This is a genomic window from Serratia sp. BNK-23 (genome assembly GCF_047456145.1).
Classification (GTDB): Bacteria; Pseudomonadota; Gammaproteobacteria; order Enterobacterales; family Enterobacteriaceae; genus Serratia; species Serratia nematodiphila.
In genome coordinates this window covers 1665328-1691200 of record NZ_CP179900.1, presented here as the reverse complement: position 1 = coordinate 1691200, position 25873 = coordinate 1665328, and the positions used below count along the sequence as shown (strand labels likewise).

Below are 25873 nucleotides of genomic sequence, written 5' to 3'. Positions count from 1 at the left end.
GCGGGGATTATTCTGCCGAGACCGGCACCAGCACGCCTTTCACCAGCGGGTCGTCGGTGTTTTTCAGCCACGCCTGCAACCTGGGATCGGCAAACGCCCGCTGCAGCTTGCGAATATTTTCGTCCTGCAGATAGGGTGTGCCAATCACCAGCTGCGAAGCGAAGGTCTTCGGCGCCGGTGGGAACAAGATGCCCTTCTCACGCGGCACCTTGCCGGCGTCGAACTGCGACACATAGCCAATAGCCGCATCTACCGAATTCAGCGCGCGCGGCATGGTCAGCAAATCCAGCTCCTTGAAGTTAAAATGGCGTTTGTTCTCGCGAATGTCTTTCAGCCTGGCGGTGCGCGCCTCGATCGCCGGATCCAGCCCGATCAGTCCAATGCGCTGCAGCAACCACAACGCCTGCCCCTGATTGGCGCCGTCGTTGGGCACCACGATCTCCGCGCCGTCCGGCAACTCGGCGATCGACGTATAGCGGTCGGAATAGATGCCGAACGCCCACTGGAACACCGGCAGAGTCGGGGTCAGCTTAAAACCGTTGGCCTCCACCACCTGCTTTAGCCACCACTGGTGCTGGTAGATCGTGGCGGCGTACTGCCCCTGCGCCACCGCACGATCGGCCTGCACCGGGTCCTGCAGGCCAACCGCCTCCAGCCTGAGGCCGTAATCCGGCGCGATATGCTCGCCGACGTACTCGATCACCCGCTGCTCTCCGGCCATCGCCGGCTCAAAGTGCACTTTCAGCGTGCTGCCGAACTGCACCGTCTGCTGCTGGCGGGCGCTGAAGTGCCAAACCGCGACGGCGATAATCGCCACCGCCGCGATACCCACCGGCCACGGCCAGCGTTTCTTCTTCACTATCTCAAAATCGTGATTAGGCATGATTAAAGGGTTTCCTGATGATGACGCAACGCGGCGACCAGGCGGTCACCAATAAACTGAATCAGTTGGATCGTGGCGATCAGCACCACAATGGTGGCGATCATGATGTGATTGTCGAAACGCTGGTAGCCGTACACCACCGCCAGATAGCCGATGCCGCCTGCGCCAATGGTGCCGGCGATGGCCGAATACTCGATCATCGAGATGACGTTCAGCGTGATGGCGGCGACGATCGCCGGCAGCGCCTCGCTGAGCTGCGCGCGGGTGACTATCTGCCAGATCGAACCGCCGGACACCAGCCCCACCGCCGTCACCTCCGGCGGCAGTTCGCGCAGCGCGTTCTCCACCAGCCGGCCGAAGAACGGAATACCGGCGACGATCATCGGGATCACCGCCGCCGGAATGCCGATGGTGGTGCCGGTCAACCAGAAGGTGAACGGAATAATCGCCGCCATCAGCACCAGAAACGGCAGCGAACGGCCCATGTTCACCAACCAGCTCAGCGCGCGATTCAGCGCCGGGCGCGGAAACAAGCCGCGCGATGAGGTGTTGAACAGCACCACGCCGACGGCGCCGCCAATCGCCACCACAAACAGCATCACGATGCCGACCATCAGCCAGGTTTCGCCGTAGGCCGGCAGCATCAACCGATGGATCTCGCGCCAGGGTGTGTCCTGGCTCATCACGCTGTCAGACAGATTTTTCATACCGCCTCCTTCAACGCCGCCGGCTGTTCCAGCACCTCGGCGAGAATGCCCAACCGCCGCAGCTCGTCCTGCAGTTCAGCCACCGAACGCGAACCGCCGCCAAAACGCACCGCAATCTCCAACCGCCCGGCCAGGCTGCCGCCCACCACTTCAACGTGGCCGCCCAACAGATCGATCTGCAGGTCGAGTTGGCGGCTGATGCGGCTGATCCAGTCGGTGGCCGCCGGCTGACGGGCGCAGTAGGTTACCTGCAGCCGCAACGCGGCGTCGGACGCCAGCGTCTTCAGCGGGAACAGCCGGCGGCCCAGAGAGGAATCGGGCGCTGCCAACAGCTCGCGCACCGGCCCTTGCTGCACAATCACGCCGTCGCGGATCTCGGCCACCGCGTCGGCGGCGTCGCGCACCGCATCCATCTCGTGGGTGATCAGGATGATCGACAGGCCATACCGATCGCGCAGCTGTTTAAGCAGGCTGAGAATGGCCCCGGTGGCGTCCGGATCCAGCCCGGAGGTGGCCTCATCCGCCAGCAGCACCGACGGATTCAGCGCCAGCGCGCGGGCGATGCCGACCCTTTGGCGCTGGCCGCCGGACAGCTGCGCCGGGTAAAACGCCGCCTTGTCCGCCAGCCCCACCGCCGCCAGCAGGCTCTTTACCCGCTTGTCGATATCGCGCGGCACCACGCCCAGATAGGTCAACGGCAGCGCCACATTCTGCCAGGCGGTTTTGCGCTGCAGCAGCGCGGAAGACTGGAACACCGTGCCTATCGCCCGCCGCTCCCTGCGCAGCGCCTCGCCCGCAAGCCGCGACAAGTCCTGGCCGTTCACCCGGATACTGCCGCTGCTCGGCCGCTCCAGCAGGCTGATGCATTTCGCCAGCGTCGATTTGCCCGCCCCGCTGGGGCCGACCACGGCGGTAATCGATCCGGCCGGCACCCGCAGCGAAATGCCCTTCAGCACCTCAATCCGGTGCCCGTCCGGCGCGCGGTAAGCCTTGTGCAACTCCTCAATCTCTATCATCGCATCCTCACTTGACGCTCAGTGCATCGGCCAAGGACGCGCCGGCCGGCCAGCGGTAGCCCACCGCCGGGTGCGGCTCCGCCAGGCGCGGCCCCTGATTGAACAATTTTTCTCGCAGAGTGCCCGCCGTGTAGTCGCGCTTGTACGCTCCGCGTTTTTGCAGCTCGGGGATCAGCAGTTCCACCACGTCGGTGAAGGTTTCATGGGTAACGGCGTAGGCCAGATTGAAACCGTCAACATCCGTTTCCTCCACCCACGCCTGCAGTTCGTCGGCCACGGTTTGCGGGCCGCCCACCAACAGCGGGCCGAAACCGCCGATGCCGACCCATTCGGCGATGCCCTGTACTGTCCATTCACGGCTGGGATCGGCGCTGGAGAAAGTTTCCACCGCCGACTGAATGGCATTGGTGTGCAGATGCTTCAGCACCTGATCCGGCTGATACTGGCCGAAATCGATGCCGGTCCAGCCGGACACCAGCGCCAGCGCGCCTTCGTAGCTGGTATAGGATTTGTATTCCCGCCATTTTTCCTGCGCCTGTTGGTCCGTTTCACCGACGATCACCGTCTGCAGGTTGAAGATCAGGATGCTGCGCGGATCGCGCCCGGCCTCGGCGGCGCGGCGGCGGATATCGGCTACGGTTTTTTTCAGCAATGTTTTCGAAGGAGAAGCGACAAACACGCATTCGGCTTGTTCCGCAGCAAACTGCTTGCCGCGGCTGGAAGCGCCGGCCTGATACAGCACCGGCGTGCGCTGCGGCGAAGGCTCGCTCAGATGAATGCCCGGCACCTGGAAGAACTCGCCCTTGTGGTTGATCGGATGAATTTTCGCCGGATCGCTGAAGATGCGCCGCTGACGATCGCGCAAAATCGCGCCGTCTTCCCAACTGCCCTCCAGCAGCTTGTAAACCACCTGCAGGTATTCATCGGCGTAGTCGTAGCGCGCATCGTGATCGGTCTGCGCCCGGTGGCCAATATTGCGCGCGCCGCTCTCCAGGTAAGAGGTGACGATATTCCAACCGATGCGCCCCTTGGTCAGGTGATCAAGCGTCGACAATCTGCGGGCGAAAGGATAAGGGTGCTCGAATGACAGCGAGGCGGTCAGCCCGAAGCCGAGATGTTCGGTAACCAGCGCCATCGGCGTCACCAGCGCCAGCGGATCGTTAACCGGCACCTGCGTCGCCTGGCGGATCGCCGCGTCGCCGCTGCCGTTAAGCACGTCGTAAATCCCCAGCACGTCGGCGATAAACAATCCATCGAACTTGCCGCGTTCCAGCAGGCGCGCCAGATCGGTCCAATATTCGAGATCCTTATACTGCCAGGAACGGTCGCGCGGGTGCGCCCACAGCCCCGGCGACTGATGGCCGACGCAGTTCATATCAAAAGCGTTAAGACGAATTTCACGTTGCGATGACATAGCGAGCTCCACAATTATCTGCCGGCCACGGACGGAGCCGGGCCGGATGGGGGGTCTTAGGGTATTAAAAACGGGAATGGACGATCAGTTTGCAGCCGGACATCGCGCCAGCAGGTATTGCGCGACGCTTTGGGCGTGTTCCGCCACCTGCGGCAGCCCCATCAGTTCGCCGAAGCGGCCGCGCGCCGCCGGGCCGGCCACCAGCAGGCGCGGGTTGGCAAGGCCGTCGCCGCCGATCGCCTGGCTGTCGGCATTGACCCACAGCCCCAATCCCAGCGGATCGGCGCGCAGCGCCCCCTGCTCCGCCAGCGAACTGAGCAACGGGCTGGCGGCGATCAGGCCGGCATGAGCCGGCCCCGTAGCGATCAGCAACCGCTGCGTCTGCAGCGCCCGCTCTGCGCCCTGGCGCGGCAGAATCGTCAAGCGCACGCCCTGCGGCATGGGTTCCGCCCGCCGCAGACGAGCGGCCAATACCTGCAGCGTGCCCGCTGCCTGTTGCTCCATCAGCAGCGTGCTCACCTGCGGCGCAAGGCGATAGCGGTGCACGTCCCAATAGGCGCGCAGATGCCGCAGAAAGCGCTGCTGTTCGGTCGGCGTCAATGCTTGCCACAGGCGCTGGCCCTGGGCGCGCACCGCGTCCAACACCGCCTGCCACGGCACCCGTTGCCGAGCGGCGCGCGCCACCTCAAGGCGCACCTGCCGCACCCCGTCACGCAGTCCGGATGGCGGGGTAAACGACCACGTCGGGTACTCCCCTTCGGCATTGGCACGCGGCAGCAAGCCGTGACGAGAGAGTGCGGTAATCGGCCCGCGATGCCCGCGGCGGTGCAACGCCGCCACCGCATCGGCCATCGTCAGCCCACTGCCGACGATCGCCAACGATTCATCGGGCTCAATCTCATCCAGCGCCCCCTCCGCCCAGGGATTGGCGATCAAACGCGCGTCGCGCGCCAGTTCCGGGGCGATCTGCCGCGGCAGCGCGGGCGGCGGATGGCTGGTCGCCAACACCACATAATCGCCCCACAGCCGTTCGCCGCCGGCGGTGATGACGGACGCGCCCTGCGCCTGCGGCTGCAGGTGCTGCGCCCGATCGCGCAGGTGCCGCAAGCGGGCCTGGCCCGACTGCGCCGCCTGATGAAAACGTTCCTCGACATAGCGGCCGAAGGCGCCGCGCTGCGGATAGGCTTTACCGTCGCGCCACAACGCCTGCGGATCGGCCGCCAGCCCGCCGCCCTCGCGGAACCAGCGGTCAAAATCCCCCGCCGGTTCATCCGCCAGCTGCATCCTATCGGCCGGAACGTTGATGCGGTGAGTCGGCTCGGTGGTCGAATACGCCACGCCATAGCCCGGCGCGGCGCGCGGTTCGATCACCGTGACATCCACCGCTCCGCGCGCCAGCTGGATCGCCAGTGCCGCGCCGGTGAAACCGCCGCCGATAACGATAATATGGGCACGCTTCGCCATCAGCCCTCCCGCTGCGCCGGGCCGGGACGACGATCGCCGCCGATGGTTTCGCCAAACGGGCCGGTATTGATCGTGCGAGCCGTCTGATGAGTCGACTGCGCCAGCGGCAGCAGCGGCATCACCAGCTCGGCGAAGCGGTGAGCCTCTTCCAGATGCGGATAGCCGGAAAGGATGAAATTGTCGATGCCCAGCGCCTGATACTCGCGTATGCGCGCCGCCACCTGCTGCGGATTGCCCACCAATGCGGTGCCGGCGCCGCCGCGCACCAGGCCGACGCCGGCCCACAGGTTGGGGCCGATGCGCAGACTCTCTCGCGAGCCGCCGTGCAGTTCGCTCATGCGGCGCTGGCCGGTAGAGTCCATGCGCGCAAAGATCTGCTGCGCCGCCGCGATGGTGTCGTCATCCAGATGCGCAATCAGTCGCTCGGCCGCCGCCCAGGCTTCGTCTTCAGTTTCGCGCACAATAACGTGCAGGCGAATGCCATAGCTGAGTTTACGCCCCTGCCGCTCGGCGCGCTGGCGCACCGCCGCCAGCTTTTCCGCCACCTGAGCCAGCGGCTCGCCCCAGGTCAGGTAGGTGTCGATCTGCCCGGCGGCGATGTCGATCGCTTCCGACGATGAGCCGCCGAAATAGAGCGGCGGGCCGTTTTCCTGCACCGGCGGGAACAGCAATTCGGCGCCTTCGACGCGAATATGCTTACCGCTGAAATCCACCTTCTCCCCTTGCAACAGCCGTTGATACACCGTGAGAAATTCCTGTGTCACCTCATAGCGTTCGGCATGGCTGAGGAAGATGCCATCCCCTTTGTTTTCCACCGGATCGCCGCCGGTCACCACGTTGATCAGCAGGCGCCCGTCCGACAGCCGATCCAGCGTCGCCGCCATGCGCGCCGCCAGGCTCGGCGGCTGCAGGCCGGGGCGCACCGCCACCAGATAGCGCAACCGGCGGGTGATCGGTGCCAGCGCCGCCGCCACCAGCCAGGAATCCTCGCAGCTTTTACCGGTTGGGATCAGCACGCCGTAATAGCCGAGGTTGTCGGCGGCCAGCGCCACCTGCTGCAAATAAGGCAGGTCCACCGGGCGCCCGCCCTGCGCCGTGCCCAGATAGCGACCGTCGCCGTGGGTCGGCAGAAACCAGAAAACGTTGATGCGATCTTTCACTGACTCAGTCATTTATGCCTTTCCTATATAACTATTTTCATTATTTATCGATATAAAAACTTTGCTTGGTTATAAAAAGAAAAGCAGGATGCGTGCCACATTGCAGATTTAAAAAAACCAATGCATATCAATACATTGATGAGATATCGACGTCAAAACGCTGCTGCATTGGCAGCAGGCGGCGGCGGAAAGCTGTTGCCAATGCAGCACCGTGCGCCTTTTATCCTCTCGCGGCGGCTCATTGGCTGGGATAAGATTTTTTTCCCCATCGTCGTCAGACAGGAGACGCCCATGTACGATCCCCAACCGTTCGCCGCCGACAAACCGGTGCTGATCGATCCGGCGTCGCTCGCTCTGCAAAGCGTGCTCGATCGGCTGGCTCCCACCGACGCCACCGTGCTGATCGTCGGTGAAACCGGCACCGGCAAAGAAGTGGTGGCGCGCTATCTGCACCACCACAGCGCGCGCCGCCATCAACCTTTCCTGGCGGTCAACTGCGGCGCCCTGACGGAAAGCCTGGCGGAAGCCGAACTGTTCGGCCATGAGAAAGGCGCCTTCACCGGCGCCGTCGGCACTCATCAGGGCTGGTTCGAAGCGGCGGAAGGCGGCACCCTGCTGCTGGACGAGATCGGCGAGCTGAACCTGTCGCTGCAGGTCAAGCTGCTGCGCGTGCTGCAGGAACGGGAGATCACCCGCGTCGGTTCGCGCAAACCGCTGAAGATCGATGTGCGGGTCATCGCCGCCACCCACGTCGATCTGGCCGGCGCGATTCGCCAACGGCGGTTCCGTGAAGATCTCTATTACCGCCTGAACGTGGCGGCGGTGACTTTACCGCCCTTGCGCCAGCGGCCGGACGATATTCCGGTGCTGGCCAGACATTTTCTTGCGCTGTACGCCCGCCGTCTGGAACGGCCACTGCCGCGGTTGACGGCGGAAGCGCAGCAGACGCTGCTGGACTACCCTTGGCCCGGCAACGTGCGCGAGCTGGAGAACACGCTGCATAATGCGGTTTTGCTGAGCCAGGAGGGGACGATCGCCCCGCAGCAACTGCAGCTCACCCATCGCCTGACGGATAACGACGGCGGCGGCGATGACGCCATCGATCGCTTTGTGCAGCAGCAGTTGCAAGGCGACAGCGCGCAGCTTTACCAACGTGTGCTGGATGCGCTGGTGCGCAACGCCTTCGAACGCAGCGGTGGCAACCAGCTGCAAGCGGCGTCGTTGCTCGGCGTCAGCCGCAATACCCTGCGCACCCATTTGGCGCATCTTGGTCTGATCAAACCGCGCCGCCGCAGCGCCGGCGCCCCCTCACATTCACCGGCCATCAGCGCAGCGCCGCTGCCCGAACGCGAACTGCGCATCGGCTATCAAAAGTTCGGCAACCTCGGGGTGCTCAAGGCGCGGCAAAGCCTGGAACAGCTCTTCGCCACACAGCGCATCAGCGTGCTGTGGAGCGAGTTTCCCGCCGGGCCGCAGCTGCTGCACGCGCTCGACGGCGATGAGATAGACTTCGGCACCACCGGCGAAGTGCCGCCGATCTTCGCCCAGGCACAGGGCAATGCGCTGGTGTACGTCGGTTTTGAGCCGCCGGCGCCGCAGAGCGTGGCGATGGTGGTGCCGCAAGACAGCCCGATACGCAGCGCCGCCGATCTGCGCGGCAAACGCATCGCGCTCAACAAAGGCTCCAACGTGCACTATTTATTGCTGCAGATGCTGGACGAACAGGGATTGACGTTGAACGACGTGCGTATCGTCTACGCGCCGCCGAAGTATCCGCTGTCGGCGACCGATCTGCAGGCGGTGGATGCCTGGATGATGTGGGATCCGCTGCTCAGCGACGCGCAACGCAACGGGGAACTGCGCGTGATCGCCGACGGCACCCAGCGGGTGCTCAATCAGCAATTCTACCTGGCGCGCCGCGACTTCGCCGAGCGTTCGGGCGATCTGTTGCGGCCATTGATGCAGGCGCTGCAGCACACCGGCCGCTACATCACCGCGCAGCCGAGAGAAGCCGCTCGTCACCTTTCCGACGAACTGGGGCTGGCGAGCGCCTCGCTGGAACTCGCGCTGTCGCGCCGCAGCCACGAGATCCGCGCCATGGATGTGCAGGTGATCCGCCAGCAGCAAAGCATCGCCGACCGCTTCTACGCCCTCGGGCTGCTGCCCAGAGCGATCGCCGTGCGCGAGGCGGTCTGGCCGCTGTGATCCCCTGCCGAAAGCGCCGACGCCAGATGTCCGGCGGATCCCGGGCGGCAGCCGACAATGCCGCCGCCTGAAAGAGGGCAGAGATCAGAGATAAGGTTCGCCCAGCGTCAACATCAACCGGTTGGCCCAGGCGAAAAACGCCGTCGCCTGCACCAAATCCAACAGCGCCAGCTCATCCAGGCCCTGAGCGCGCAACGCCGCCAGTTGCCCGGCGTCAGCCTGTGGCGGCGTGGCGGATAGCGCGGCGGCAAAGGTTATCTGCGCTTGCCAGGCGTCATCCTGCCCCTGGCTCAACGCGCCGCCCGGCGCCACCGCCAGCAACCGATCTATCTCGGCTTCGCGCTTCGACAGCTGCGCCGCCTTGCGCGCATGCACCGAGGCGCAGTAGATGCAGCCGTTCACCTTGCTGGCGACCGTCGCCGCCAACTCGCGATCCTGCCGCGACAGCCCGCCGGGGGTATAAAAAATCGCCCGGTCCGCCAGCGTGCGTTGTTCCAGCACCGGATGGTTGCGCGCCAACAGGCGGAAGTAATCGGAATCGGCGTGGCCAAACCGCTCTAGCAACGCCCGGCCGGCGTCATCGAATTCCGCCAACGGCTTGGCGGCGATCCACGGCTCCCACCCCAGTTCTTGCCGGGTAAACGCCGGCGGCGCGTGACGGCCGCCTCGCGTCGCGCTCTCCGTTCGCCAGCGGCCGGCCGTTACCGGCTGATGCGCCGCAGCGTCGTCCGTCTTGCCGCCCAACAACCGGTAGCCCCGCAGCAAGCGGCTTTGGAAACTGACAAAGGCGATTAACTGCGACAATGTGACGATGGCGTCCAGCGACCAGCCGGCCTGCCGCAGCGCCTGCAAGTGCTGGGCGTTGGCGTTGGCCGGTTGAAACGCCAAACGTTCTGCATGCGCCAACGCCGCCGGCAGCCGCTCGTCTTCCGGCGCGTCGCCCTGACGTTCCAGCAGAGCAGCGTAATGCGCGGCCAAGCGCGGCTCGCCATGCCATTCACTGATGCGCTGAGCCAACCGCAGCCGCTGCGCCAGCGGGAAATCGCCGGCGTCCGCAGGCGCAAACAGCGCCAGATAGCTGGACTGAACGGCATCGGTCGCCGCCTGCCGGGTGGCTCTGGCCTGCGCCAGCGTGGAATCCGGCGCAATCTCGGCCAGTTCGGCCAGCAGATCGACCTGGTGCGGTAATGTCGTCATAGCTTTTCCTCAACGTGATATTCATAAGCAACGGCGGGCGTGCCGCGCCGCCAGCCCAGTTCAGGGGCCACGTGGCGGGCGATAAGATCGATAGAACGCAGAATATGGGCGTGCGGCGGGTCGATGGAGTGCACCTGAAACGCCAGATCGGTGACGCGCGCCAGCGCGCTGTCCCGTTGCAGCGAGGCTATTACCTGATCTGGCGTGCCCAAGTGCACGTCGAAAGCGCGGATCAGGCCGTCGAGCGACGTATCGGCCAACCGGTGGCCGTTGGCGCGCATCCGCTCCAGCCCACGGCTCAACCCGGCCGTGGCGAAGTCGCGTGCCTGCTGGCCGTTCTCGCTGACAAACGCAGTGCGCGACCCCATGATGCGCGGCGCCACCCCTGGCGGCAGCGCCGCCAGATAAGCGTCAATGATCGGATTCTGCAGTTCGTCCAGCGGCAGGTCAGGCGCGTCCGCCGGGCGCGGCTGCGTGCGCGACAGCATCAGACCGTCACCGGCGCGGCCGGCCCGTTCGCCCCCTTCCACCGAGAACGTGGCCTGCCAGACGCGCTGCGCCAGCTGCGGCGCCGCCGGGTACAGCCGGTTGTCTTCGCCGCCCAACGCCTCTCCGCGCCAGGCGCTCAGCAACGTGCGCAAATTCTCGGCGAATGCCGTGTTGCGCTGCCCGGCGTCGAGACCGAAAGCGGCGAAAGAAGACGGCGTGCCGCCGCCGGCCACGCCCACCTCCAGTCTGCCGTCGGACAACAGATCCAGTACCGCAGTGTCTTCCGCCACCCGCAGCGCCGACTCCATCGGCAACGTGATCACCCCGGTGCCCAGCCGGATACGGCGGGTGCGTGCCGCCGCCTGCGCCAAAAACACCAGCGGTGATGGCAGACCGCCCTCATCGGCATGAAAGTGGTGCTGCGCCACCCAAGCGGTGTCGAACCCGGCTCGTTCGGCGTGCACGATCTGTTCGGTCGCCAGCCGGTAGCGCTCCTGCGCGCTGCCCTGATCCAGCAATCGGGTGAAGAAACCGAGTCTTTTTCCGCTCATATCGCCTCCTCGAATTTTGGCTGTCCGGCATGCGATGCGCGGCCGGGAATGGCGGCGATCAATTGGCGGGTGTAATCGCTCCCCGGCATGGCGAACAACTCGGCGGTGGCGCCGCCGTCTACCCGTTCACCGCGGTGCAATACCGAAACGCTGTGCGAAATCCGCCGCACCGTCGCCAGATCGTGAGAAATAAACAGGTAGGTCAGGTCCCGCTCCTGCTGCAACTCTTGCAACAAATGCAGGATCTGCGCCTGCACCGTGACGTCGAGCGCCGACGTGGCCTCATCCAATACCAATATTCGCGGTTGCAGCACCAGCGCGCGGGCAATCGCCACCCGCTGACGCTGGCCGCCGGACAGTTCGTGCGGCCTGCGGTTCAGCAAATCGGGCGGCAGCGCGACCCGTTCGAACAGCTCACGCACCCGCCGATCGCGCTCCGGTTTGCCGATCGGCGCGAAATTCAGCAGCGGTTCTTCAATCACCCGATAAAGAGTCTGTTTGGGATCGAGCGAGCCGAACGGATTCTGATAAACCAGCTGAATGCGCTGCCGAAACTGACGCAACGCTTCGCCCCTGAGACCGATAACATTGACGCCGTCGATCAGGACCTGCCCGGCATCCGGCCGCTCGAAGCCCAACAGGCAACGCGCCAGCGTGCTTTTGCCCGACCCGGACTCTCCCACCAACGCATGGGTGGTGCCGCGCGGCACGCTGAATGACACGCGATCCAGCGCGCGGAACCCCTGGCCGCCGGACAGCCGAAAATCCTTAACCAGCGCCTGAACCACGATCGCCGGCGGCTGCCCGCTGCGTTTCGGCGGCGGCGCAACGGCGCCGCTCAATGAAGGCGCATCGGCTAACAGTTTACGGGTGTATGCGCTGGCAGGCGCGCGCAGCACCTCGGCGGTAGCCCCCTGTTCCTGCACCCGGCCGTGGCGGAACACCAGCAGCCGATCGGCGCGTTCCGCCGCCACGCCCAAATCGTGCGTCACCAGCAGCACTGCAGTGCCGAATTCGCGCCGCAGCTCGTCGATCAGATCGAGAATGCGTTTTTGCACCGTCACGTCCAGCGCGCTGCTCGGTTCGTCGGCAATGATCAACGCCGGCTGCAGCGCAATGGCGATGGCGATCAATACCCGCTGCTTCATGCCGCCGGAAAGTTGATGCGGAAACTGGCGCGCCCGCAGTTCCGGGTGCGTCAGCCCGACGCGGGTCAGCAGTTCCGTCACCCGCTGTTGTACCTGCCCGCGCGGCAACCGGCGGTGAATATTGACGATCTCCGCCACCTGCTCGCCGATGGTTTTTACCGGGTTGAGCGAGCTGGCGGGATCTTGCGGGATCAGGCTGATTTGCGCCCCTCTCACCGCATCCAGCCGCCGCGATGACCAGCCGGCGATATCGGTGCCGTGCAGCCGGATGGCGCCCTGTTCAAGGTGGCCGTTGTCGGCCAGCAAGCCGATGATCGCCTGCGCCGTGGTGGTTTTGCCGGAACCGGATTCGCCAACCAGCGCCACCACTTCCCCCGGCTCAATCGTGAACGACACCTCATGCACCACCCTTCGCCTGCCTTCGTTGCCCTGATAGGCGATGGAAACCTTGTCCAGCGCCAGTACCGGCGGCCGCGCCGCCCGTTGCCATGCCGCTTGCATGCTCATCGCGCTTTTCCTCCCAGCGAACGGCTGATGCGGTTAGCCGCCAACACCACCGCCACCACCACCATGCCCGGGAAGGTGGTCAGCCACCAGGCGGTGGAAATGTAGTTGCGCCCTTCGGCGATCAGCAGCCCCCATTCCGGGGTTGGCGGCGGAGTGCCGTAACCGAGGAAGCTCAGGGTGGCGATCGCCAGGATCGCACTGCCGAACTGCAGCGCCGAGAAGGCGATCACCGAAGTCAGCGAGTTCGGCAGGATATGCCGCCACAGCACCGCCCAAAAGCTGCCGCCGCTGCCGTAAGCCGCTTCAACGTAATCGCTGTGCCGCACTCGCACCACTTCCGCCCGTGCCAGACGGGCAAAGTTGGCAACCGAAGTGACGCCCACGGCGATGGCGGCGTTGACCGTACCGAAACCAAGCAGGATGATAATGCTCAGCGACAGCAGCAGGCCGGGGATCGACAGCAGCACATCGACGACGCGCATCACCGCGTCGTCCGCCACGCCGCCCAACGCGCCGGCGATCAGGCCGAGCGCGGTGCCGAACACCAACCCCAGCGCCACCGCCACTACCGCGCCGGCCAGGGTTTGCGACGCGCCGTACACCATGCGCGCATACAGGTCGCGTCCCAGTTGATCGGTGCCAAGCCAATGCTCACCGCCGGGCGCCAGTCGCTGCGCGCCGGCAATGCCTTCGGTGCCGCTGTAGGCGGTAAACAGCTGCGGCGCCAACGCCCACAGCACCACCAGCGCAATGACCGCCCAGGCCAGCAAAAGCGTCAGGGGGACACGGCGGCGGCTCGAACGACTGGCGGGCAGCGCGCCTTCACTTTCAGCGCCGGACAGATCGCGCTCCGGAACCGTGGCTTTTTCAAAGGAGATACTGCTCATAGGGATGCTCCTGCCTGGGTTTTCAGCCGCGGATCCAGCAGCGGGAACAGCAGATCCACCAGCAAGTTGATGATGACGAAAGCGGCGGCCGAGATCAGCACTATCGCCTGCAGCACCGCCACGTCCTGATTGACCACCGCTTGCTGGGTCAATTGCCCCAGTCCGCTGCGGCCAAACACGGTTTCGGTGATCAGCGCCCCGGCGATCAGTTCGCCGAACAGCATGCCGGCGATGGTCAGCGCCGGCAGCATGGCGTTGCGCGCCACATGCCGCCACAGCACCCCGCTGCGGCTGGCGCCCTTGGCCCGCGCCACCGCGACGAACGGCTGGGTTTGCACCGCATCGATGCTGCGGATCAGAATTTGCGCCAGCGGCGCGGAGATCGGCAGCGCCAGCGTCGCGATCGGCAAAATCACCCCCTGCCACTCGCCGGGGTTAATGATCGGGATCAGCTTCAGGCGGAACGAAAAGAGCTGAATCAGCACAATGCCCAGCCAGAAGGTGGGCACTGAAACGAACAGCGACGGCAGCATCTGCAGCGCCGAACGCAGCCAGCCGAAGCCGGTCAGGTTGGAAACAAAAGCGATAATCAGCGCCAGCAGCAACGCCACCGCAAAGCCCAGCACCGCCAACTGCAGCGTGGCGGGCAGATTAGCCGCCAGCAGCGCGGTAACCGGCACCCCGGCCTGCATTGAGAAGCCCAGATCGCCATGCAGCACGCTGCCCAGGGTATGCAGATACTGCCGCCACAGGGGGACATCCGCGCCATAGGCCGCGCGCATGTCGGCGATCTGCGCCGGACTCAGCCCCATGTCCGGGTTCTGGAATTTGATCAGGATCGCATCGCCCGGCAGCACCTGCAGCAGGATGAACGACAGGGTAAAGGCCGCCCACAGCACCAATGCCGCCTGCCCGATGCGCCCCGCCAGATATCGCTTCATTGCGCCCCCTTAATGTTTCTCTAACCAGGCGCCGTAGAAGCTCGGGCGACCGACCGCTTCGAAACTCACCCCCTTCAAATAAGGCGCACCAGCGAACACCTGCGGCTCCTCAAAAAACGGGATCACGTAGGCTTGGTCAATCAGGTAGTTTTGCGCCTCGCCGGCGATCTGCAGGCGTTGTTGCGCATCAACCTCGGAGGCAATGCCGAGCAGCAGGGCATTCAGCTTGTCATCGTTAAAGTTGCTGTTGCTGCTGGTGCCGCCCTTCTGCAGCAGCCCGTCGCGGTTGGTTGGGTAAAACTGACTTTTAATCACGTCCGGATCGGCGCGCCCCACCTCCACCACCGTCGCCGGGGTTTTCTGTGGGTCGAGATTATCCGCCACCCGGCTGCCGGCGTCGCCCGCCAGAATGTTCAGCCGCGCGCCGACTTTCCCCCACTGCTGAGAAACCAGCTGCAACACCGCCTTGTTCTGCGGCTGCGGCAACGATTCATACACCGTCAGCACCAGCTTCTTGCCGTCCTTTTCCCGCAGCCCGTCGCCGCCCTTTTTCCAACCCGCTTCATCCAACAGCCGGTTGGCCTGTTGCGGGTCAAATTTCAGCTTGTCGGACAGATCGACAAAGCCGGCGGCCGAGGAGGCGATCACCGATTTGGCCTGCGGGTAGTTGGCGGAGAACAGCGTATCGACGATCTGCTTGCTGTCGGTGGCATGCAGCAGCGCTTGACGCACGCGCAGATCGGCCACCAGCGGGTTATCCGGCCGGAAAGCGATGCTGTCGTTGACGCCGCGCGTCGGTGCGGCATAAATGATAAAGCCCTGATCCTGCGTTTGCTTCTCGTCATAGGCCTGGATCTGGCGGATAAAATCCGCCTGCCCGGCCTGCAGCGCACCGATGCGCACGCTGTCCTCGCCGGTGACGATCACCTTGATGCCGTCCAGATTGGCTCGCCCTTGTTGGGGCGATTTGACCGGCCCCCAGTCATAATCCTTACGGGCGCTAAGCTCGACCTCACGCCCCAGCGTTTCGCCGCTGACCACAAACGGACCGGAACCGATGATATGGCGCGCATCGCCCAGTTCGTCGTAGCTGCGGTTCAGCGTGCTGAGCGATACCAACCCGGAGCCGATAGTGGCGGTGCCCTGCAGGAAACCCGGCGACGATCGCGTGAAATGGAATTTAACCGTCAGCGGATCCACCACTTCACTGCGCTGGTAGTTATTGATCACCTCGGAAACCGGCAGGCGTTTCTCCTTGTTGCCCAGCCCGTAGGTGTCGAAGTTCTTCGCCACCGCGTTGGCGTCCAGTGGCGTGCCGTCGGAGAAAGTCACGCCGGGGCGCAGCTTGAAAGTGTATTCGGTTTTGTCGGCGTTGCTGCTCCAGGACTCGGCGATCCAGGGTTCAATCTCCAGCGTCTTGGGGTTCTGGTAAGTCAGCTTGTCGGTGATCTGATTGAGAATACCGCCGTTGGGGTAAAACCCGCCGGAAGGCGGATAAAGATTGGTGTGAGCCTGTTGTTCGAGGTAGATCAGCGTGCCGCCCTGCACCGCCGCCAACGCCGGGCTCATCGCCGCCGCCCCTCCTAACGCCACCGCTATTCCACCGGTTAATACCTTGAAAGAAAAATTAAACATTAGTGCCGCACCCATATTATTTCTGAAAGTTATGGGTTAGATAACAAACCAAATCGGCGGGGAATTGAACGAACTAATTTCGCTAACCAATGGTGTAAATCGCACAAGACGCGTCGCTTGGCGGCGAATGCAATCTGTTATAAAGTATCAAAACCTCAGCCAAAGGAAGACGACGATGAAAATCCAGCTGTCGCTGTTGTTTCTCAGCCTGCTGGCCGGCAAGGCCGCAGCGTTTCAGTCGAAAGTGCCCGAACCGCGCCCGGAGCAGGCGCGGGTGGCGGAACAAAACATCGAAAATCTGTTTTACGGCTTTCACGCCATGGACGCCCAGCCGGTGAGCATCGGCAGCTGCGCGGCGGTGCCGGTGGCGGGATGCCAATGCGCATTCTGCACCCAGCTGCGGCAGGCCGGGCGCTGAACCGCCCCCTTATTCACCCAGCTCATATTGCACGTTCAATTGCCCTTTCTTCATCTTTAGGCCGGTAATCGCGATCGCGCCCACCTCGCCCAGCGCGGCGACATGGGTGCCGCCACAGCCGTAGGCGGGCAGCTCGCCGAAGCCGACCTGGCGCAGGCCGTCCACCGCCTGCTGGCGGCGCGGCAGATCGGCGGCGATCAAACGCATCAGCTCCGCCTGCAAAAAGTCCGCTTCTATCGTCTGCGCATCCGCTCCCGGCGCGAAAGTGATGCGCCCTTCCCCCGGCCAATGATGCGCCTTGACCGGCCGCCAGCCCCGGGTTTCGCCCAACCAGCCGATCAGATGCCCAGCGGAGTGCCAGCGGGCGTGCAGCCGACGCTGCGCTTCATCGATTTGCATCGTCACCGGCCCGTTCGGCAGCGGCGCGGCGGTAAAGTGCACCACGGTATCCCCCTGCTGCTGCACCCGCAGCACGGTAACGTCGCCTAACGACCCCACATCGGAAGGTTGGCCGCCGCCCTGCGGGTGGAACAGCGTGGCGTCCAGTTCCACGGCGTAAGCGCCCGCCTCGGCCGGCGCACAGCTCAACACCCGCGCCTGGCCCTGTAAATCGTCGCTGTAGTAATAACGTCGCTCGGTCATCATTTTTTCTCCTCGGTTCGGAGAGCCATTATATTCATGCCATAATCGGAGGATAATCCGCCGCCATCACAATGGACTTTTGCGTCATGAGCACAAATCTTTCTTACGCGCTGTTGGCCGAAATGGCCGTTTTCGTTCAGGTGGTAGAGAGCGGCAGCTTTTCCGCCGCCGCCCGCAAGCTGGGCGCTTCGCCTTCCGCCGTCAGCCGCAGCGTGGCGAAGCTCGAACAGGCGCTGACGCTGCAGCTGCTGCACCGCACCACCCGCAAACTGCGGCTGAGCGAAAGCGGCGAAGAGGTGTTTGCGCACTGCCGCACCCTGCTGGCGGCGGCCGACGCGGTCATGGCGATCGGCGGGCGCGGCGCCGCGGAGCCCGAAGGGCTGGTCAGCGTCAGCGTACCCAAAGCGGTGGGCCGCTTCGTGCTGCATCCGCACATGCCGGAGTTCCTGCGCCGCTACCCGAAGGTGGACGTGAGGCTGCGGCTGGAAGATCGCTACATGGATTTGATAGACGATCGGGTCGATCTGGCGCTGCGCATTACCGATCGCCCCTCGCCCGGGTTGATCGGCCGCCAGTTGATGAGAATAGACCATCTGCTGTGCGCCACGCCGCACTACCTGGCGCAGCACGGCACACCGCAGCATCCGCACGATCTGGCGGCGCACAGCTGCATCTATCTGGGGGAAACGCCGAGCGACGCGCAATGGAAATTCCGCCGCAGCGGCAAAACGGTGACGGTCAACGTGCGCGGCCGCTACGCCGCCAACCACACCGGCGTGCGGCTGGACGCGGTGAAACGCCATATCGGCATCGGCAGCCTGCCGTACTTTACCGCCCGCCAGGCGCTCGACGACGGCGAGATCGTGCAGGTGTTGCCGGAATGGGATTTTCTCAGCAGCTATCACGGCGGCCTGTGGTTGCTCTACGCGCCCAACCAGTATCTGCCGCCCAAACTGCGGGTGTTTATCGACTATCTCGTCGCCTGCCTGGCGCAGGAGCCGCAGCTAAAGCGCCTTGCGTAGCGTGATGTTGATGCGGTGCGGCCCCACCAGCGAGTGGTAGCCTTCCTTGACCGGCAGGATGCCGTGAAAACAGAGCCGAGATGGGCCGCCCCACACCACCACATCGCCGTGCGCCAGCGGAATGCGCCGCGCCCGGTCGCTGCGTTGCAGGCCACCGAACTGAAACACCGCCGGCAGCCCGAGCGACACCGAGACGATCGGCGCGCCGAAGTCGTGTTCGTCTTTATCCTGATGCAGCGACAGCTTGCTGCCCGGATCGTAACGGTTCATCAGGCAGGAATCCGGCACGAAGGGGCCGAAGCCCGCCTGCTGCGCAGCTTCGTCCGCCAGCGCCATCAGGATCGGCGGAATGGCCGGCCAGCGTTTGCCGCTGCGCGCGTCGCGTTCCGAATAGCGGTAGCCCCGGCTGTCGCTGGTCCAGCCGTTGCCGCACCAGCTCATCGCCACCGACATCACGTGCCCGCCGGGGGTGGTCAAATGCCGCCACGGCACCTGCGCCACCACGCCCTGCACCGCCGCCAGCAGTGCCGGCCCGTGATCGCGCACGAAGCCGTGCATCACCACCGCGCCGGGGGCGATCTCTTCGCGCCACGGCGGCGGCAGCGCGTCTTCAAAAAGATCGATTGTCATCGCCAAAACCTGTATGAATACACAGTACCCATTGTAACCCGCCGCCGCCGATTGTCCAGCGCCCGGCGGCGCCATTGTTGTTGGCGGCAAATTTCTCTACAGTAGCCGCCATAAAATCAATCACTCACCAGGAATGCGTGTGATTAAGGGCATCACTCTTTCAGTCGTCGCCTCCATCTTGTTCGGCGCGATGTATTACTTCACCTCTACCCTCACCCCGCTGAACGGCGAGCAGGTCTACGGCTGGCGCACGCTGCTGACGCTGCCGTTCCTGACGCTGTTCATGGCGCTGTCCGGCGATTGGCGCAAGGTGGGCGACACGCTGGCCTGGATCGGCCAACGGCCGCCGCGTCTGCTGGGCCTGCTGCTCACCTCGGCGCTGCTGGGGGTGCAGCTGTGGCTGTTCCTGTGGGCGCCGCTGCACGGCAAGGCGCTCGACGTATCGCTCGGTTATTTTCTGCTGCCGCTGACGATGGTGCTGGTGGGCCGTTTGATTTACCGCGATCGGCTGTCGCTGCTGCAAAAACTGGCGGTGGCATGCGCCATGGTGGGGGTGGGCAATGAGCTGTATCAGGCGGGTGGCGTGTCGTGGCCGACGCTGGTGGTGGCGCTGGGTTATCCGCTCTACTTTATTTTGCGGCGGCGTTTCGGCACCGACAATCTCGGCGGGCTGTGGTGCGAGCTGGCGCTGATGCTGCCGGCTGCGGCCTGGTTCGCCTTCGGCGACGGTGGCGCCGCGGCGTTGCAGATCAATGCCGAGCTGTATTGGCGCATTCCGCTGCTCGGCGTCATCAGCGCCGTGGCATTGGTGTGCTACATCCTCGCCAGCCGCCTGCTGCCGTTCAGCCTGTTCGGCCTGCTGAGCTATGTGGAACCGGTGCTGCTGGTGATCGTCGCGCTGCTGCTCGGCGAGAGCATCAGCCAAAGCGAGTGGCCAACCTATCTGGCGATCTGGCTGGCGGTGCTGCTGCTGGCGGCGGAAGGTGCGCAACACCTGCTGCGCCGCCAGCGGGTCTGACTCAGGCGGCCAGCGTGGCGCCGCCGTCGATCACGATATCCTGCATGGTGATGTGGCTGGCCAAGTCGGAGGCCAGGAACAACACCGCGTTGGCGATCTCGTCCGGGCGGGCGATTTTACCCAGCGGGATCCCCAGTTTGAACAGCTCGGGGAAGCCGGCGATGGTGCGCTGCTGTGCATCGTCGGTCTGCCACATGCCGCGCTGCATCGGCGTGTCGGTCGAGCCCGGCGACACCAGATTGCAGCGCACGCCGAACGGCGCCATCTCCAGCCCCACGCAGTGGTTCAGGCTGGTCAGCGCCGCCTTGGAGGCGCAGTAGGCCGCCATCTGCGCGCGCGGCACGTGCGCGGCGTTGGAGCCGATGCTGACGATCGCGCCGCTGCGCTGCGCCTTGAAGTGCGGCAGCACGGCGCGGAACAGGTAAAACGCCCCCGAGGCGTTGACGTTGATGCACTGGTGCCAGTCATCCACGCTCAGATCTTCAGTATTGCCCATGCGCAGAATGCCGGCGGCATTGACCAACACGTCCAGTCGCGGGTTTTCCGCCAGCTGTTGGCGGCACACCGCCTCCACCTGCTCCGGCCGGCTGATGTCCAGCGTCACGCAAGGGTAAGGCAGATCCGGGTTGGCGAACTCGCGGTCAAACCCCACCACCTCGGCGCCCTGCGTCAAAAAATGCCGGGCGATCTGCTCGCCGATGCCGCGCGCCGCGCCGGTCACCCACACGCGTTTGCCGGTGAAATCCATCTGAATGCTCATGCGCGCACCGCCATCCGGGCGCACAGCCGGGTCATGTTGTTGTTCATCGTTGTCTCCTGCGAAAAGCATGTGATGCGGCGCGCTGCGCCGCAAAGTGGCCCTACAGCGCGCCGCTGTTCAGGCCGAAAGCGTTGAGCATGGTGCCCAGTTTGGCGGCGGTTTCCATCCACTCGGACTGCGGCGTCGAGGCGGCGACGATCCCCGCGCCGGCGAACAGCCGCACCCGGTTGCCGCGCAGCAGGCCGCTGCGGATGACGATCGCCCACTCGCCGTCGCCGTTGGCGTCGCACCAGCCGACGATGCCGCTGAACAGGCCGCGATCGTGCGGCTCCAGATCGGCGATCAGCTGGCGGGCGCTCTCGGTCGGGAAGCCGCACAGCGCCGGCGTCGGATGCAGCAGGCAGGCCAGCTGCATCACGTTGAGCGCCGGATTCAGCAACTCGCCGCGAATGCGGGTGGACAGGTGCCACATGGTGCCGGTGCTGAGCAGCGACGGGCCGCTCGGCACGCTCAGGCTGGCGCACAGCGGCGCCAGGCGCCGACGAATGTCGTCGATCACCAGTTTGTGTTCGTATTTGTCTTTGGTCGAGCGCATCAGGCGCTCGCTGCCGAGGCGATCCTGCCGCGCATCGTCCTGACGGCGCGCCGACCCCGCCAGCGGATTGGTGTGGATCTCGCCGCCCTGCTTGCGGATCAGCAGCTCCGGGCTGGCGCCGAGCAGCACGCCGCCATCGGCCAGCGGCAGGGAGAAGTGGTATCCGGTCGGGTTCTGCACCATCAGGTTATTGAGGATTTGGTGGCCCGCCACCGGCTGCTCCAGCTCGATGTCGAGGATGCGCGACAGCACCGCCTTGTCCAGCTTGCCTTGTTTGAAGCGGCTGACCGCTTCCGCCACCGCGTGCTTGAAGCGCGGCTCGTCCGGAATGCTGGTGCAGGCGACCAGGCGATGCGGCTGTTGCAGCATCGGGCGCGCGGCGCGGGTAAAGCTGTCGTTGGCGACAAACTGGCAGTTTTCAGGCACGTACAGGCTGGAAGGCCGGCGCGTATCGAACGGAATGGCGCCCACCACCACCGGTGCCGCCTGGCCGGCGGCTTTGGCGCGCGCCAACGCCTGGCGGATATGCTGCGCCAGCGCGCTGTCTTCCTGCTCGCCGCCGAACGCCGGCGTCTCAATGCGCTCGAACACGCCGCTGGCGGAGAGGGAACGGAATTCGGACCGGTACAAAAAGGTCGATTGTTCGGCGTACGCAAACCCGGGGAAGGTTTGGTTTTCTGTCGTCAGTGTCGCCACAAGACCACTCCTTTGTTGCGCCTCACCAATGATAATGTTTATGCGAATAGTTATCATTAGCTGTAAAGGGGTGGTAAATTACACCGGTTCCCCACCGTGGGTCAATCTCCGATGAATGAATCTTTCCGCCCGCTGCGTCAAATCCGCGTTACGGCACGGAAAGAAATAACACATTGTTATTATTGTATTTTAGCAAAAAATAAAGGTCGTGACGTCGTCACCTTCACGCCAAAAATGCCCGCTGAACCGGCGCCCGGCGGCGCAATGCGGCGTCAATGTCTTAAGCAGCTCTAATACGAACGTCTGCCGCTGCACATCCACGGCCGTCATGCGCGCATCAAGAAAATCGAAGTAACAACGCACCTGCGGATACAGCGCCTTAAACAGGCTCTCTTTGGCGGAAAACGTCAGCGTCAGCAGCGCGTTGAACGGCAGCGTTTCGCCTAGCAACGCCTCGCGCTCCGCCGGTGAAACGATCGCGCTCCACAGCTCCTCAGCTCGCTCCACGGACAGCAACGTCTCCACGTCCAGCCCCACGCCGCCCAGCCCGCTCTCGCGGTGCACGGCGCACAGCGCGGTATGCGAATTATGGCTCAACGCCCCGGCAATGCCCGGCGGCCACTGCGGCGCGCGGTCTTCGCCGCGCGCCAGGGTGAAGTCGGCGAAACCGAGTGGCGCCAGCAGCTGGCGCGCCAGAACACGTCCGGCCAGATACTCCGCACGGCGTTTCGGCACCGCGCGCGCCAGATGGTCCGGCAACGTAAAACCTGCCTCGGGATAACTCTCGTCGCGGTAATCCGCCAGCGCAAACTGGCAGCGCGCCACCTGGCCCGGATAACCGTCCGGCGTGAAAAATTCGATATTGCGGATAAAAGTGGGCAACGGCGGTATCCATGATAAGCAGGCAGGCTGATGATGTTAGCCCCCGAAACGGCCTGCAACAATGACCCTGGGCAAAATAAATGGCGTTAAGTCCCGCGCGGCGGCGCGTTGGACGAAGTGGGGAAAATGCCTCTCCCCCGCATTCGGGAGAGAGGCTGGGCATTACAGGATGCCCTTCATGGTCTTCTCGAAATCGCTCCAGGCGCAGAAACCGTCCTTGTCGATCGGGCAGCCTTTCAGCGCCAGCGTTACCCGCTGCGGCGGGGTTTGCAGCGTCAGCGGCGTCGCCTTGCGCAGCTGTTCGGTGGACTGATAGACGTACTCGATCTTCAGCAATTCACGATCGTTCTGCGCGTCGCGCCAGCGCTGGAACACCAGCTTGCCGCCGATCGGCGTTTTCTCGTACTGCTGCGGCAGCTGATACGGCTGGAACTGCATGGCCGACAGCAACGAGGCGATATTGGAATCGTGGCCGACCAGCACCGTCAGCTTCGGCGCGTCCGGTTTACGCTCGCCGAGCAGCGCGTTGTTGATGTAGGTCAGCAGCGGCTTGGCGACGTTTTGCGCCACCACCGGCGAGGTGAACAGCGAATCCTGATAGCCGTCTTTCAACTGCGCCAGCTGCTTCCACTGCTGCGGGGTGACGATTTTGCCCCAGGCCACCTCTTTCATCGGGAAACCTTCGTAGTACTGCAGCATAAAGGCGTCCACCAGCGAGTTGCCCACCCGCAGCGGGCCGGAGACGCCCGGCTCTTTGCCCGGCACCGCGCTCATCACGCTGGCTTCTTTGGTCAGATCGCAGTGTTTGTCGGTCTTGCAGGCGGCGGAATCCTTGTAATCGATGATCTTCGCCAGCTGTTGATAAGAGGCGTCCAGCTTCAGCGATCCCAGCGCGGCGTTCATCGCCGCCAGCGCCTGCTGGTTGAAGGCTTCGCCGGTGTCGGTGATGATCGGGTTGAAGGTCGGGTCCATCTCGCCCATCTTGTCCTGATGGTGCACGCTGACGTCGCAGCCCGGGAACGCGCCGTTGCTGAAGAACTGCGCGGTGGCCACCGTGCGCTGCAGGCTGTTGGCGTAGACGTACACGCTGCCGGCGGTCGGGCAGCCCTCTTGCGGCAACAGGCCGGTCTGCTTCAGCCAGGCGTTGAAGTAGTGCCCCATGTACACTTCCAGCACCCCGCCCTTGGTGGTCAGCTGGCCGCCCGGCGTTTCCCAGGCCGGCCAGGCCTTCGGCGTGGACTGCGCCAGCACGCTGCCGTTGTTGGCCAGCGGCGCGCGCAGGTTATGGCGGCTCATCACCAGCACCTGTTCCAGTTGATAACCGCCGGCTTCCGCCAGCGCGTTCCCGGTGAATAACAAGGGCAGGCACAGCAATAACGTTTTTTTTCTCATCCGCAGAGGCTCCCGGAAAATGATTATTTTTAAGGTGTTAGCGTTTGCCTGAGTATGATGGCGGGGTTAGTGTGACAAGTGTGTGACAGGGTTCACGGGAAAAGATCGTACCAGCGGCCACCGGGCGGCGGCCGCTGTGCGTCAACTCAGTACCACAGGCTCATGATCGGCCAGCCGATCAGCAGCAGCGCGGCGATGTACACCACGCCGAGAATGCCGCCCAGGCGCCAGTAGTCTTTCGATTTCACGTAGCCGCAGCCGTAGATGATGACCCCCGGCCCGGTGGCGTACGGCGTCAGCACGCCCATGATGCCGATCGACAGCACCAGCAGCATCGACAGCTGCTCCATCGGCACGCCCGGCAGCCCTTTGCCGACCGCCAGGATCACCGGCAGCATGGTGGCGGTGTGCGCCGACAGGCTGGCGAACAGGTAGTGGGCGAAGTAGAACACCAGCACCAGCGCCACCACCGTCATGTTCGGCGAGAAGCCGTCCAGGTGGGTGCTCATGGTCTGGGCGAACCAGTCGATAAAGCCGGAGCGCGTCAGGCCGTTGGCCATCACCACCAGCGTCGCCAGGTTAACCAGCGTATTCCAGGCGCTGGAATATTTGGTGATTTCTTTCCACGACACCACGTGCAGCGCCAGCATCAGCGACACCGCCAACAGGCACACCGCGGTGGCGTCCAGCACCTTGCCGCCGAACACCCACAGGCACAGGCTGAGCAACACCAGGCCGATCAGGGTGTATTCCTTGCGCGTCAGCTTACCCATTTCCCCCAGCGCGGTATCCGCCCAGGCGGCCACTTCGCTGCTGTGGGTCACGCCCGGTTTGTACAGATAGTAGGAGATCAGCGGCGCGATGATCAGCAGCAGCAGGCCGACCGGCAGGAACGCCAGGAACCATTGCATCCAGCTGATATGCACCCCGGCGATCTTGCCGACGAACTCGATGCCCAGCACGTTCGGCGCGGCGCCGGTGACGAACATCGAGGAGCTGATGCTGGTGCCGACCACCATCATCCACATCAGGTAACCGCCGATGCGGCGCGAGGAGGGATCGTTAGGGAAAGAGTCGAACAGCGGCGGCAGGTTTTTCACCACCGGGAACACGGTGCCGCCGGTGCGCGCGGTGTTGGACGGCGTGAACGGCGCCAGCAGGATATCGATGATCACCACCGCATAGCCCAGCGTCAGCGTGCGCTTGCCCATGAACTTCACCAGGAACAGCGCGATGCGCCGCCCCAGCCCGGTGGCCTCGTAGCCCAGCGCAAAAATAAAGGCGCCGAACACCAGCCAGACGGTGGTGCTGGAGAAGCCCGCCAGCCCCCATTTCAGCGCCTCTTTACCGGCCTTGAAGCCCGGCTCCGCCAGTTCCTGCGCGCCGAACAGCACCCAGTTGGCGCTCAGCACGCTGACGGTCACCGCGATAAAACTGATGGCGGTGGCCGGGATCGGCTCCAGAATCATGCCGACGATCATCGCCACAAAGATGGCGAAGTAGTGCCAGGCCTGCGGCGGCATGCCGTCGGGCACCGGTATCAATAACAGGATCGCGAGCACCGCCAGCGGCGCTATCGCTTTCCAGATCTTTTCCTGGGTTTGGGACATAGGG

At 64.3% G+C, this 25873-nt stretch carries 23 protein-coding genes; 4 read left to right on the top strand and 19 right to left on the bottom strand.

Annotation, left to right across the window (positions count from 1 at the left end; all coding sequences use genetic code 11):
• Window positions 1-7 precede the first annotated feature (7 nt).
• The 6 genes from ACMGF9_RS07930 to ssuD form a co-directional block, all read right to left on the bottom strand.
• Window positions 8-883: a MetQ/NlpA family ABC transporter substrate-binding protein gene (locus tag ACMGF9_RS07930; protein WP_076740683.1), complete on the bottom strand. Its 876-nt coding sequence runs from the start codon at window positions 881-883 to the stop codon at window positions 8-10.
• A gap of 2 nt (window positions 884-885) precedes the next feature.
• The gene (locus ACMGF9_RS07925; RefSeq protein ID WP_004940850.1) at window positions 886-1590 is read right to left on the bottom strand and encodes a methionine ABC transporter permease; all 705 of its coding nucleotides are present in this window, start codon (window positions 1588-1590) and stop codon (window positions 886-888) included.
• Window positions 1587-2606 (bottom strand): methionine ABC transporter ATP-binding protein, encoded by a 1020-nt coding sequence (locus ACMGF9_RS07920; RefSeq protein ID WP_118891890.1) that lies wholly within the window; start codon window positions 2604-2606, stop codon window positions 1587-1589. Before ACMGF9_RS07920 ends, ACMGF9_RS07925 begins: the two co-directional genes overlap by 4 nt.
• A gap of 7 nt (window positions 2607-2613) precedes the next feature.
• On the bottom strand, window positions 2614-4020 hold the full coding sequence (locus ACMGF9_RS07915; RefSeq protein ID WP_414160190.1) for an LLM class flavin-dependent oxidoreductase: 1407 nt from the start codon (window positions 4018-4020) through the stop codon (window positions 2614-2616).
• Window positions 4021-4104: 84 nt separating this feature from the next.
• On the bottom strand, window positions 4105-5484 hold the full coding sequence (locus tag ACMGF9_RS07910; protein WP_103085463.1) for an FAD/NAD(P)-binding protein: 1380 nt from the start codon (window positions 5482-5484) through the stop codon (window positions 4105-4107).
• A complete protein-coding gene (gene ssuD / locus ACMGF9_RS07905) occupies window positions 5484-6656 on the bottom strand; it encodes an FMNH2-dependent alkanesulfonate monooxygenase (protein WP_033632632.1) in 1173 nt (390 codons plus the stop codon). The genes ACMGF9_RS07910 and ssuD overlap by 1 nt, the downstream gene beginning before the upstream one ends.
• Before the next feature lie 279 nt (window positions 6657-6935).
• Here ssuD and ACMGF9_RS07900 point away from each other — a divergent pair, with 279 nt between their 5' ends.
• Window positions 6936-8849 carry an aliphatic sulfonate ABC transporter substrate-binding protein gene (locus ACMGF9_RS07900; protein ID WP_414160189.1) on the top strand — a complete coding sequence of 638 codons (1914 nt, stop codon included), beginning with the start codon at window positions 6936-6938 and terminating at the stop codon, window positions 8847-8849.
• Between the two features lie 84 nt (window positions 8850-8933).
• Here ACMGF9_RS07900 and ACMGF9_RS07895 read toward each other — a convergent pair whose 3' ends face one another.
• The 6 genes from ACMGF9_RS07895 to ACMGF9_RS07870 are packed head-to-tail and all read right to left on the bottom strand — an operon-like array spanning window position 8934 to window position 16138.
• Window positions 8934-10046: an alkylhydroperoxidase domain protein gene (locus ACMGF9_RS07895; RefSeq protein ID WP_076740678.1), complete on the bottom strand. Its 1113-nt coding sequence runs from the start codon at window positions 10044-10046 to the stop codon at window positions 8934-8936.
• Window positions 10043-11086, bottom strand: a complete 1044-nt coding sequence (locus ACMGF9_RS07890; RefSeq protein ID WP_076740677.1) for a putative FMN-dependent luciferase-like monooxygenase — start codon at window positions 11084-11086, stop codon at window positions 10043-10045. The genes ACMGF9_RS07895 and ACMGF9_RS07890 overlap by 4 nt, the downstream gene beginning before the upstream one ends.
• Complete coding sequence (locus ACMGF9_RS07885; RefSeq protein WP_015378424.1) at window positions 11083-12741, bottom strand: dipeptide ABC transporter ATP-binding protein; 1659 nt, start codon at window positions 12739-12741, stop codon at window positions 11083-11085. The genes ACMGF9_RS07890 and ACMGF9_RS07885 overlap by 4 nt, the downstream gene beginning before the upstream one ends.
• Window positions 12738-13628, bottom strand: a complete 891-nt coding sequence (locus ACMGF9_RS07880; protein ID WP_004940835.1) for an ABC transporter permease — start codon at window positions 13626-13628, stop codon at window positions 12738-12740. Before ACMGF9_RS07880 ends, ACMGF9_RS07885 begins: the two co-directional genes overlap by 4 nt.
• Window positions 13625-14569 (bottom strand): ABC transporter permease, encoded by a 945-nt coding sequence (locus ACMGF9_RS07875; RefSeq protein ID WP_004940833.1) that lies wholly within the window; start codon window positions 14567-14569, stop codon window positions 13625-13627. Before ACMGF9_RS07875 ends, ACMGF9_RS07880 begins: the two co-directional genes overlap by 4 nt.
• A 9-nt stretch (window positions 14570-14578) precedes the next feature.
• Window positions 14579-16138 (bottom strand): TIGR04028 family ABC transporter substrate-binding protein, encoded by a 1560-nt coding sequence (locus tag ACMGF9_RS07870; protein ID WP_240437455.1) that lies wholly within the window; start codon window positions 16136-16138, stop codon window positions 14579-14581.
• Window positions 16139-16379: 241 nt separating this feature from the next.
• Between ACMGF9_RS07870 and ACMGF9_RS07865 the strand changes: the two genes are divergently transcribed.
• A complete protein-coding gene (locus ACMGF9_RS07865) occupies window positions 16380-16622 on the top strand; it encodes a hypothetical protein (RefSeq protein ID WP_004940831.1) in 243 nt (80 codons plus the stop codon).
• 9 nt (window positions 16623-16631) lie between these two features.
• Here the strand turns inward: ACMGF9_RS07865 and ACMGF9_RS07860 are convergent, their stop codons facing one another.
• On the bottom strand, window positions 16632-17264 hold the full coding sequence (locus ACMGF9_RS07860; RefSeq protein WP_076740790.1) for a hypothetical protein: 633 nt from the start codon (window positions 17262-17264) through the stop codon (window positions 16632-16634).
• Between the two features lie 86 nt (window positions 17265-17350).
• Between ACMGF9_RS07860 and ACMGF9_RS07855 the strand changes: the two genes are divergently transcribed.
• Entirely contained in the window at window positions 17351-18286 is a 936-nt protein-coding gene (locus ACMGF9_RS07855; protein ID WP_004940829.1) for a LysR family transcriptional regulator, read from the top strand.
• Here ACMGF9_RS07855 and alkB read toward each other — a convergent pair.
• Window positions 18269-18916: a DNA oxidative demethylase AlkB gene (gene alkB / locus ACMGF9_RS07850; protein WP_016927095.1), complete on the bottom strand. Its 648-nt coding sequence runs from the start codon at window positions 18914-18916 to the stop codon at window positions 18269-18271. The genes ACMGF9_RS07855 and alkB overlap by 18 nt on opposite strands.
• Before the next feature lie 139 nt (window positions 18917-19055).
• Between alkB and rarD the strand changes: the two genes are divergently transcribed.
• Complete coding sequence (gene rarD / locus ACMGF9_RS07845; RefSeq protein WP_076740674.1) at window positions 19056-19934, top strand: EamA family transporter RarD; 879 nt, start codon at window positions 19056-19058, stop codon at window positions 19932-19934.
• A gap of 1 nt (window position 19935) precedes the next feature.
• On the opposite strand, the gene dhbA is transcribed toward rarD, so the two are convergent.
• The 5 genes from dhbA to ACMGF9_RS07820 all read right to left on the bottom strand — a co-directional run bounded on the left by dhbA (window position 19936) and on the right by ACMGF9_RS07820 (window position 25869).
• The gene (dhbA, locus tag ACMGF9_RS07840; RefSeq protein ID WP_031300685.1) at window positions 19936-20694 is read right to left on the bottom strand and encodes a 2,3-dihydro-2,3-dihydroxybenzoate dehydrogenase; all 759 of its coding nucleotides are present in this window, start codon (window positions 20692-20694) and stop codon (window positions 19936-19938) included.
• Window positions 20695-20794: 100 nt separating this feature from the next.
• Window positions 20795-21985, bottom strand: coding sequence for an isochorismate synthase MenF (locus ACMGF9_RS07835; RefSeq protein WP_015378432.1), 1191 nt, complete (start codon window positions 21983-21985; stop codon window positions 20795-20797).
• Between the two features lie 189 nt (window positions 21986-22174).
• Complete coding sequence (locus tag ACMGF9_RS07830) at window positions 22175-22867, bottom strand: 4'-phosphopantetheinyl transferase family protein (protein ID WP_414160188.1); 693 nt, start codon at window positions 22865-22867, stop codon at window positions 22175-22177.
• A gap of 162 nt (window positions 22868-23029) precedes the next feature.
• A complete protein-coding gene (gene agp, locus ACMGF9_RS07825) occupies window positions 23030-24259 on the bottom strand; it encodes a bifunctional glucose-1-phosphatase/inositol phosphatase (RefSeq protein ID WP_197753331.1) in 1230 nt (409 codons plus the stop codon).
• 146 nt (window positions 24260-24405) lie between these two features.
• Window positions 24406-25869, bottom strand: coding sequence for an anion permease (locus ACMGF9_RS07820; protein ID WP_015378437.1), 1464 nt, complete (start codon window positions 25867-25869; stop codon window positions 24406-24408).
• Window positions 25870-25873: the final 4 nt, after the last annotated feature.

Bases quoted from the DNA above. Each gene is read 5' to 3' on its own strand.
- ACMGF9_RS07930 (WP_076740683.1), bottom strand. From the start codon at position 883: ATGCCTAATCACGATTTTGAGATAGTGAAGAAGAAACGCTGGCCGTGG.
- ACMGF9_RS07925 (WP_004940850.1), bottom strand. From the start codon at position 1,590: ATGAAAAATCTGTCTGACAGCGTGATGAGCCAGGACACACCCTGGCGC.
- ACMGF9_RS07920 (WP_118891890.1), bottom strand. From the start codon at position 2,606: ATGATAGAGATTGAGGAGTTGCACAAGGCTTACCGCGCGCCGGACGGG.
- ACMGF9_RS07915 (WP_414160190.1), bottom strand. From the start codon at position 4,020: ATGTCATCGCAACGTGAAATTCGTCTTAACGCTTTTGATATGAACTGC.
- ACMGF9_RS07910 (WP_103085463.1), bottom strand. From the start codon at position 5,484: ATGGCGAAGCGTGCCCATATTATCGTTATCGGCGGCGGTTTCACCGGC.
- ssuD (WP_033632632.1), bottom strand. From the start codon at position 6,656: ATGACTGAGTCAGTGAAAGATCGCATCAACGTTTTCTGGTTTCTGCCG.
- ACMGF9_RS07900 (WP_414160189.1), top strand. From the start codon at position 6,936: ATGTACGATCCCCAACCGTTCGCCGCCGACAAACCGGTGCTGATCGAT.
- ACMGF9_RS07895 (WP_076740678.1), bottom strand. From the start codon at position 10,046: ATGACGACATTACCGCACCAGGTCGATCTGCTGGCCGAACTGGCCGAG.
- ACMGF9_RS07890 (WP_076740677.1), bottom strand. From the start codon at position 11,086: ATGAGCGGAAAAAGACTCGGTTTCTTCACCCGATTGCTGGATCAGGGC.
- ACMGF9_RS07885 (WP_015378424.1), bottom strand. From the start codon at position 12,741: ATGAGCATGCAAGCGGCATGGCAACGGGCGGCGCGGCCGCCGGTACTG.
- ACMGF9_RS07880 (WP_004940835.1), bottom strand. From the start codon at position 13,628: ATGAGCAGTATCTCCTTTGAAAAAGCCACGGTTCCGGAGCGCGATCTG.
- ACMGF9_RS07875 (WP_004940833.1), bottom strand. From the start codon at position 14,569: ATGAAGCGATATCTGGCGGGGCGCATCGGGCAGGCGGCATTGGTGCTG.
- ACMGF9_RS07870 (WP_240437455.1), bottom strand. From the start codon at position 16,138: ATGAGCCCGGCGTTGGCGGCGGTGCAGGGCGGCACGCTGATCTACCTC.
- ACMGF9_RS07865 (WP_004940831.1), top strand. From the start codon at position 16,380: ATGAAAATCCAGCTGTCGCTGTTGTTTCTCAGCCTGCTGGCCGGCAAG.
- ACMGF9_RS07860 (WP_076740790.1), bottom strand. From the start codon at position 17,264: ATGACCGAGCGACGTTATTACTACAGCGACGATTTACAGGGCCAGGCG.
- ACMGF9_RS07855 (WP_004940829.1), top strand. From the start codon at position 17,351: ATGAGCACAAATCTTTCTTACGCGCTGTTGGCCGAAATGGCCGTTTTC.
- alkB (WP_016927095.1), bottom strand. From the start codon at position 18,916: ATGACAATCGATCTTTTTGAAGACGCGCTGCCGCCGCCGTGGCGCGAA.
- dhbA (WP_031300685.1), bottom strand. From the start codon at position 20,694: ATGAGCATTCAGATGGATTTCACCGGCAAACGCGTGTGGGTGACCGGC.
- agp (WP_197753331.1), bottom strand. From the start codon at position 24,259: ATGAGAAAAAAAACGTTATTGCTGTGCCTGCCCTTGTTATTCACCGGG.
- ACMGF9_RS07820 (WP_015378437.1), bottom strand. From the start codon at position 25,869: ATGTCCCAAACCCAGGAAAAGATCTGGAAAGCGATAGCGCCGCTGGCG.